The following is a 1,515-nucleotide window of genomic DNA, read 5'->3' as shown; positions in this document are numbered from 1 at the left end:
TTTTCTCACACCCAGTTGATTTTCTAAATTCCTGGTACGACCAATTAAACTATTTAACTGTGTTTGTAACTTTTGAAGCTCTGTTTGTAGTTCCTGTTTTTGTACCTCAGTCAGTTCAACTTGAGGCTGAGCTTGTGTTACCATGAGTGCCACTGTCGTGACTTTGCAACCTCCTCATATGATCCTTCGTACCGAAGCAGGCGATCGCTACCTACCTCTAGTAGGAAATAATTGTTGGACTATTGGTAGAGGTAGAGATAACACTTTTGTCCTGACTGATAGATGGATATCCCGCAACCATGCCATGATACAACAGATGGACAAAGGAGATTTTTATCTGATTGACTTAGGCAGTCGTAATGGTTCTTTTGTAAATAGTCGTCGTGTGAGTATTCCTGTAATTTTAAAGGATTCTGATCGCTTAGTATTTGGTCAAACAGAACTACAATTTAATTGTCCAGACATAGTAATGGACAAACAGTCGGGTATAGATGGTGATTCTCAAGATTTTACAGCTACCTTGCATGTTCGTCGCCTAATATCAGTGATGGTAATGGATATCCGAGATTTTACAGTACTGACTAGAAAACTGGACGAGAGAGTATTGTCTGAAGTTATTGGTAGTTGGTTTCGGCAGGCAGGGGATATTATCAGGAAGAATGGAAGTTGGGTGGATAAATATATTGGTGATGCGATTATGGCAGTTTGGTTTCATGGAGCTGAGGGAGTTAGTAGTGCAGAAATGATTCGTATTTTTCAAGCTCTCAAAGATTTATATGAAGTAACAAGAGAACTAAGTAAAATCTACCCTTTACCGTTTCCTTTAAGAGTAGGAGCAGGAATAAATACAGGTTATGCAATGGTGAGTAATGCTGGTAGTAGTGAACGCTCGGATTATACTGCTTTGGGAGATACTGTAAATGCAGCATTTCGCCTAGAATCATCTACTAAAGAAATTGGTATGGATATTGCTTTGGGAGAAGGTACTTATCAGTATATTTGCGATTTAGAAAATGTGCATCAAATATTTAAGCAGTATCAAGTAAATCTGAAAGGCTATGATAGTTCAACTATTACTTATGGTGGTACTTTTAATAATCTCAATACTTTTTTGGGCAAAAAATTGTTCTCTGCAAAAAATCAAAATTTGTTTTAGATCAAATCAACTATAACTTTTTACAGATCGTAACTACATGGTTTTTCAATCCGTATAAGTAAGTCGGTGAAAAAAAAACCAAAGTATGTAAAGAAATTTTAAGCAGTTTGATTTGAGTAAAATTTAAAACGTTCTGTATTGTAGTTTCCCTTTTCTTTTTCTGCCCTAGCTTGAATACCGTCAATTACTGCATAAGCAAGATCTAACTCGTCATCAAACATTTGAGCTGATCATTCATCTTTTTTGAGATGTTTCCACTCCAGCTCAATTGGGTTCATTTCTGAGCAATACTTAGGTAAAAAGAATATATACAAGCCCTGGCTTTCCCATTTTGACCATAATTGTTGTACCTCTCGACA

3 protein-coding genes are annotated in these 1,515 nt (G+C 36.5%); 1 reads left to right on the top strand and 2 read right to left on the bottom strand.

The genetic code is table 11. The features are described from left to right. Positions 1–142: 142 nt before the first annotated feature. Complete coding sequence (locus tag F6K13_RS32685) at positions 143–1,156, top strand: adenylate/guanylate cyclase domain-containing protein (protein ID WP_124144192.1); 1,014 nt, start codon at positions 143–145, stop codon at positions 1,154–1,156. 98 nt (positions 1,157–1,254) lie between these two features. Here F6K13_RS32685 and F6K13_RS32680 read toward each other — a convergent pair whose 3' ends face one another. Both F6K13_RS32680 and F6K13_RS32675 read right to left on the bottom strand, forming a co-directional pair. Beyond that, a complete protein-coding gene (locus tag F6K13_RS32680) occupies positions 1,255–1,377 on the bottom strand; it encodes a hypothetical protein (RefSeq protein ID WP_282433602.1) in 123 nt (40 codons plus the stop codon). A gap of 9 nt (positions 1,378–1,386) precedes the next feature. Further along, positions 1,387–1,515 (bottom strand): transposase (locus tag F6K13_RS32675; protein WP_287289679.1); only part of this gene is annotated, 129 nt, incomplete at its 5' end.

Origin of the sequence: Okeania sp. SIO2B9 (assembly GCF_010672505.1) — a bacterium.
Taxonomy (GTDB): domain Bacteria; phylum Cyanobacteriota; class Cyanobacteriia; order Cyanobacteriales; family Microcoleaceae; genus Okeania; species Okeania hirsuta.
The sequence above is the reverse complement of the archived record's forward strand: the minus strand, read 5'-3'. Positions and strand labels throughout refer to the sequence as shown.

Coding starts and splice junctions, on each gene's coding strand:
- F6K13_RS32680 (WP_282433602.1), bottom strand. CDS start 1,377: ATGTTTGATGACGAGTTAGATCTTGCTTATGCAGTAATTGACGGTATT.
- F6K13_RS32685 (WP_124144192.1), top strand. CDS start 143: ATGAGTGCCACTGTCGTGACTTTGCAACCTCCTCATATGATCCTTCGT.